Annotated in this window: 5 protein-coding genes; all 5 read left to right on the plus strand. The window is 74.0% G+C overall.

Going from position 1 to position 6,598, the window contains the following annotated elements; translation table 11 throughout:
- Positions 1–1,586, plus strand: a 1,586-nt coding sequence (locus RKP46_RS06415) for a hypothetical protein (protein WP_311105872.1), incomplete at its 5' end; no start/stop codon positions are given.
- 60 nt (positions 1,587–1,646) lie between these two features.
- The gene (locus RKP46_RS06420) at positions 1,647–3,824 is read left to right on the plus strand and encodes a hypothetical protein (protein WP_311105873.1); all 2,178 of its coding nucleotides are present in this window, start codon (positions 1,647–1,649) and stop codon (positions 3,822–3,824) included.
- Positions 3,821–5,425: a hypothetical protein gene (locus RKP46_RS06425; RefSeq protein WP_311105874.1), complete on the plus strand. Its 1,605-nt coding sequence runs from the start codon at positions 3,821–3,823 to the stop codon at positions 5,423–5,425. Before RKP46_RS06420 ends, RKP46_RS06425 begins: the two co-directional genes overlap by 4 nt.
- Entirely contained in the window at positions 5,422–6,351 is a 930-nt protein-coding gene (locus RKP46_RS06430) for a protein phosphatase 2C domain-containing protein (protein ID WP_311105875.1), read from the plus strand. The genes RKP46_RS06425 and RKP46_RS06430 overlap by 4 nt, the downstream gene beginning before the upstream one ends.
- A 45-nt stretch (positions 6,352–6,396) precedes the next feature.
- Positions 6,397–6,598, plus strand: a 202-nt coding sequence (locus tag RKP46_RS06435) for a hypothetical protein (RefSeq protein WP_311105876.1), incomplete at its 3' end; no start/stop codon positions are given.

The following is a 6,598-nucleotide window of genomic DNA, read 5'->3' on the forward strand; positions in this document are numbered from 1 at the left end:
CCGTGCCAGCCGACGGCGCAGCGCGCGCCGCCTGGCTGGCGGCGGCCGCGCCCGACTGGCTGCCGGCTGTCGCCATCCTTGGCCTGCCGATGCTCTGGCTGGCGCGCCGCGTGCAGCGCTGGGGTCTGCCGTGGCTACTCGTCCTCTGGGCGGCGATGGCCCTCGCCTGCGGCGTGCCGCCTGCCGGACAAACAGCGCTGCATGAGGCCTTCGGCTGGACGCCGCGCGTTATCGCGGCGATCTGGCTGTTCGCTGCCGGCCTGACTGGCATCGTCCTCGCCGGCCTGGCTTCCTGGCTCGCCGCGCGCTCGCCGACGCCGCCCGCGGCTGCCGGGCGAGCGGCGCCGACGAGCCGCTGGCAAGCCTTGCTCTGGCCACTCTGGTGCCTGCTGCTTGGCCTTACCTGGCTGGTCATGGCCGACTTCGCCGGCGGCGCCGATCCGCAAGCGCGCTTCTTCGCGCTGCGCCACGCGGAAGCCTGCTGGCTGGCCAACGGCATCGCCTTGCTCGTCGCCTACGCCCGGCGCGCCATCGGCCGCGCCTGGCTGCGCGGCGTCAGCCGCTTGTCGGCGCTCGCCATCGACCCGCGCCAGCGCTTACGCCTGCTCGGCGCGGGCCTCGCGCTGGCGCTGCTCGTCGGCTGGCTCGGGCGCAGCGGGCGCAGCGCGACGCTGCCCGGTCTGGCGATGCCGCACCTGAGCGGCGAAGCGCTGCGCATCGGCGTCTGTCTGATGCTCGCCTGGCTGCTCTACCGCGGTAGCGAGTGCGCCGCTTCGCCGGCGCGCCGCGCCCGCCTGTGGCGCGCGCTGTTCTGGGTCGGCGGCCTGGCGACGCTCGGCCTGGCGGTCTCCGCCGACGCCGGCCCGCTGCTCGTCCTGCTGCTCGCCGGCTCGCTGCTGCTCGGCGTGCTGGCGATTCGCCGACTTGCCGGCGGGCGTAGCGGCGTCGCCCTGCTCCTCGCCGGCGTGCTCGCGGTGAGCGCCGTCGCCGTCTGGCGCGGCACGCTGGTCGACCTGCTGCCGCAATTCAGCGCGCTCGCCCGCCAGCGCGAAGTGGCGCGCGCGACGCCGCAACTCGCCGCGCACGACGACCAGATGCGCGTCCTTTGGCTGATCCAGGCCACCCCGGCCGGCGGTTTCGGCGCCGGACGCACGCCCTGGTGCGGCGCGCCGGCACAGGTCGGCGAAGCCGCCTGCGCCAGCGGACGCGGCAGCCGCGTGCAAGGCGCGCCGCTGCAACTGGTCGAAGACTTTGCCTTCGCCGCGCATCTCGCGCGCTACGGCCGCGCCGCCGCCGTCGCCCTCATCGGGCTGGCGCTCGTCTGGTGGTTCGCCGTCGTCATGTCTGCGCTGCCTCGCCGCCTGCCATCAGCCGGCTCGCCGGCAGCGCTGGCCATGCAGCGCGCGGCGCTCTTCTGGCTGCTCACCGCAGCCGCCATCGTCGCCCTGGCGCAGACGCTGCTCAGCGTCGGCGGCACGCTCGCCTGGACGCCGATGTCCGGCGTCAACCTGCCGCTGCTCTCGTACGGCAAGGTCAGCCTGTGCAGCGCGGCCGTCTGCTGCGGCCTCGCGCTGGCGGAAAACTGACCGCCAGCGCGCCCCCGCTGCGTCTTCATCCTCAACCCATCAGACCCCGGAGACCCCGCCATGCAAGCGACTCGTCGCTACGCACAATCGCCACTGGCGCGCACCGCCGTTCTTCTCCTCCTCGCCGCCAGCGTGCTCGCCGCCGTGCTCGTCGCCTTGCTCAGCCGACCGACGGCCGGCGAAGGCGCCGACCTGCACCTCAACCAGCCGCGCCTGGAAGCGCTGCGCTGGCTGCGCAACAGCCTGCAGCCCGGCAGCGCGCCGCGCGCCGAATGCGCGCAGCCGCCCGCCGTCTGCGCGACGCTCGAGCGGCTCAACCAGCGCCTGGCGCAGGCGCGCCCGGCGCACGCGCTGCAGCCAGCGGCAGCCAGCGACAGCGACGAGGCACTAGCGCCGCCCGCCGACAAGGCGCTGGCCGACGCGGCCGACTGGCTGCTGCGCGCAGCGCCCGACGGCGATCAACTGCTCGACCGCCTGCGCGCCGCCGACAACCCGGCGCCCTGGTGGCGATTCAACCCCTTCCGCCTGCCCGGATGCCTGTACGCCGCGGGCGCCGGCGCGCCCGCGCCCGCGGCGACGCGCTGCGACGAAGGAACGCCGCTCGCCCCGGGCGACTACCCGGCGCAGGCGAACGCGCTCTTTGCCCTGCTCGGCGACTGGCGCGCGCCGTGGCAGGCGGCCAGCCCGAACACGCTCGCCAACGGACTGCACGTCGGCCGCCACCTGTGGTTGACGCTCGACCCCGGCGTACAGCAGAAAGCGCAGATCACCGCCGCCTGCTACAGCGGTCAGGCCGCCGCCTGCGCGCGCTGCGGGTGGTGCGTCGCACGGCATGCGCGCGAGATGTACGAGAACGCGCGTGCGCGCAGCGTCGGCATCCTCGTCGTCAAGGCGAGCGACGGCGCCATTCTCGGCCTCGGCAGCGCGAGCAGCGCGTGCTACGTCGAGCGCCAGCAGGGACGCCCGGCGGGCGCCGACTGTCCCGCCCTGCCCGACGACAAGGCGCGCCTGCACCGCCTGGACAATCAGGTCGAGCAAGCCGAAATGCCCGGCTCGCTGAACAAACCGCAGCTCGCCGCCGCCCTGCTCGCCGCGCAGACGCTGCACGCACAGGAAAGGCGAGCGCTGCCCGACATCCTGCGCAGCTCGGACACCGAAGCGATGATCGACCTCGTCCTCTGCCGCGCTGCCGATTTCGACCTCGCCTGCATCCGCCGCCGGCTCGCCGCGCTCGAGCGCGTTCTCGCCAGCACCGGCTGGAACGTCGGCTGCCGCGCCGGCGAAGCCTGCCGGCCGCAGCTCGACCTGCTCGGCGGACTCGCGCCGCGCGCCGGCGAAGCGCCGCTGCTGCGCGCCGCCTACCGCGAAAACGCGCTGCACGTGCGCAGCGCAGCGCTCGCCTACCCGGTCTTTGCCGGCCGCCTGCTGCGCACCGCCGACGGGCGCAGCCTGGCCGAACGTGTCGACCAACTGCGCCCGGAAGACCTGCGCGACTGCGCGCGCCACGCCGGCAAGCAGCGTTGGCGCGGCTGCCAGGGCGCCGACCTGGTCAACCTGCTGGCCGAGCTGTTCGGCCAGGGCAACGCGCTCGCCACCCCGCTCGGCATCGCCGAAAGCTGGCTGCACCTGGCCGCCGCGGCCAACGGCGCGGCGCAAGCAGCCGTCCCGCACCTGCTGGCAGCGGTACAGGAAAGCAGCGGCGAGCGCCGCCCGGTCGCGCCGCTGACGCCGACCGGCCTGGCGCAGCACGACGCGCGCAGCATCCTCGGCGCGCTGGAAGGCGTCCATCGAAGCGCCAGCGGCACCGCCTTCACCGCCTGTCGCAACGCCGTCAGCGCCGGCGGCGTTCTGCGCTGCGCCGCAACCGGCGGCCCGCGCATCGCCGGCAAGACCGGCACGCCGCTTTTTCCCGCCGACCGCCTGACGCTCGACGAATGGCGCCAGCAGTGCGCCGCCGCGCGCCAGGCGCCGGACAACGCGCAGGCACGGCGCGTCGCCGCCGCCTGTCGCCTGCGGCCGATCAAGTGGTTCGCCGCGCTCGCCGCCCCGACGGCGCAGGCGCCCTTCGACACGCTGCTCGTGGTCAAGGTCGAGCGCAACTGGCGGCGTAGCAGCCAGCGCGTCGACGCCGCCGGCGATCGCGGGCCGGACGGCAACGTCGCCGCCGAAATCGGCCTGGCGCTGCTCAACAGCCTGTACACGCCGGCGGCCGCCGTCGCCAAGGGGAGTAGCCAATGAACGCCCGACGCCGCAACCCGCACGCGCGCCCCGGCGCGACGCTCCGCCTTTCCGGAACGAGCGACGCCGGCGACTGGCCGAGCCTGCTGCTCGAACTGCGCGACATCTTCGCCGAAGCCGCGCACCGTCATCCCGAGGCGCGCCCGACTCGCCTCGACCTCGTCCTCGCGCCGCAGCGCCTGTCGCCGCCGCCGGCGGGCAGCGCGGAACCGCCCGGCTGGCGCGAACTGCTCGCCTGGCTCGAAGCGCGCGCCGCGCACGGCCTGGTTTACGCCGTGCATCAGCCGCGCCAGCGCCGTCTGCCCGCGCATCGCCTGCTCCTTCGCCTCCGCCTGCCGGCCAGGCCGGACAAAAATGTGCCGAAAAACTGGCCGTCGCCGGCCTCCGGCGACATCTCTACCTATAGCAGCGACACACCCTGCCCAAGGCTTGTTCAACCCACCGGAGACCTCAGCATGAACGCATCGTTCCGACCCCACCCGCAACACCCACCCGGCGAGCGCAGCGCCGGCCAGGCCAAGCCCGCGCCAGCCACCCGCGGCGCCGGCGCCTGGCGCCGCCTCTGCCAAATAATCGAAGACCGCCTCTTCGGCCCGCCGGCCGACTGGCACGAAGACGACGAGCGCCTCGACGAGCCGGCGCTCGCCCCGCAGCGCGTCGCCGAGCCCACGCAAGCGTGGCTGCAAGCCTTCAACAACGCGCTCACCGACGCCACCGCGCTCCTCCTGCGCGACTACGTCGAACCCGTGCATGCCGACGACCCGAGCACCGGCTTCTCGGTGCGCAGCATCGAAGTCGCTCTCCCCGAAGTGTATGCCCCCGGCCTGCGCACGATCGCCCAGATGCCGTCGGAAGCGCGCCAGCGGATCACCATCGCGCGCTGCCTGAAAGCACCCGGCGCCGCCGAGCAGCTCGAGTTCGACAAGTTCCGCGGCCTCAACGTCGTCGCACCGGAAACGCTGGTCGATGGCTACCTCGTGCACACGCTGCTCGCCGGCGACGGCGCGCGGCTGCACGCCACTTTCCGCTTCTCCGGCGACTACGTCACGCTGCGCCGCCGTGCAGCGGGCGGCAGCGCAGCGCCGACCGTCGACGCCAACGCCAGCGCCAGCGCCAACGCCAGCGCCAACGCCAGCGCCAACGCCAGCGCCGCGCCGGCCACCGCACCCGCTACCGCGCCGACCACCCCGCTGCGCGCACCTGCGTGCACACCCTTGCGCGCCGCTGCGCCGCTGCCGGTGCTCTACCTTCGCCTGCTCGGCGACGGCGACGGCGACGAGCGCCGGCATCCGGTGTATGCCGGCCAGTTCCCGCTCACCATCGGCTGCGCACCGAGCGGCGAACACACGCTCAGCGTGCACGCCCAACGCCGGGACGCCAACGGCAAGAGCAGCTTCGTCTCCGGCGATCACCTGCAGATCACCGCCTACGACAGCAACACGCGCATCGTCAGCCTGCGCAACCTGGGGCGCAACGGCAGCTACCTGGGCGACGCCGCGCAGCCCGAACGCTTCACACTGCTCGCCGGCAGCAGCCAGATCATCTCGCTCGGCGGCGACGGCGGCGAAGGCACCGTGCAACTGCGAATCGAAACCCCATGAAAGGCATAGAATACCGTCCCGACGCGACGAGCGAGGCGCAGCGCGTGCAGCCGCCAGCCGCAGCTCCTGGCGCCGCCAAGCCCACCAACCCCGCCGACCACCCGAAGAGCGCGATGAACGACGACTTCCCGCCAACGCCCACCGTCCGCTCGGGCACGCAAGACGTGCCCGGCTGGCGCATCGCCTGGGCGCAAGTCACCGGCGTGCGCCACGCGCAGTGTGAAGACCGCATCGCCATCCGCCCGCTGCGCGCGCGCGCACACGGCGACGCCGTCTTCCTCGCCGTGGCCGACGGCGTCGGCGGCGGCGCGCGCGGCGACATCGCCGCGCAGGCGCTGGCCGAGCACGCCGTCGACCTGCCCGCGGCAGCGCTCGGCGACGCCGGGCAGATCGCCGACTGGATGCGGCGCGCCGAAGACCGCGTGCGCAGCGCGCTGCACGCCGTCACCTTCGCCCCCGGCGCGGCGACGCTCGCCGCCGCCTGGTTGCGCAGCGACGGCAACGGCCACCTGCTGCGCATCGGCGACGCGCGCGCCTACTATCTCGACGACCAGCACGCCGTCGCGCTGACCGAAGACCAGACGTACGAACAGCGCGGCGAAGCGCCGGACGAAGGCGCCAGCGCCGACGACTGCGCGTGCATGGTCGGCACCGGCCACATGGGCGAGCCGGAAGTCCAGCCGCTCGCGCTGCCGCTCGCCGCCAGCCTGCTGCTCTGCAGCGACGGCCTGCACCGCGGGCTCACCGCCAGCCAACTGCACGCCGCGCTCGCGCCGGCGAGCGGCGAAGTCGCCCCGCTCGCCGCGGTCGCCGCCCGCCTCGCCACGGCGGCGCGTGCGGCGGGCAGCAACGACGACATCAGCCTCGTCATCGCCCAACGCCGGCCCGCGCCACCGGTGCGCCGCTGGTGGCAGCGCCTGTTCTAGCGCCTGATCCCCAACTCCCTCCGCGTACTCGACAACAGCCCAGCCATGTCACCCAATTCACCGCCTCGCAGGACGCTCTGGGAAGAGGCGCTCGACGCGCTCGACCCGACCCGCCCGATTGCACCATTCGACCACAATTACGCCACGCTGAAGCGTGAATGGATGCCGGACTACGAGAACGGCCAAGCCGTCTGGTGGAAGTGCTACCGCAAGGTGGACGGCGGCTTCGACCTGCGCGAGTTCAACG

The sequence above is a fragment of the Accumulibacter sp. genome (assembly GCF_031732815.1).
GTDB lineage: Bacteria > Pseudomonadota > Gammaproteobacteria > Burkholderiales > Rhodocyclaceae > Accumulibacter.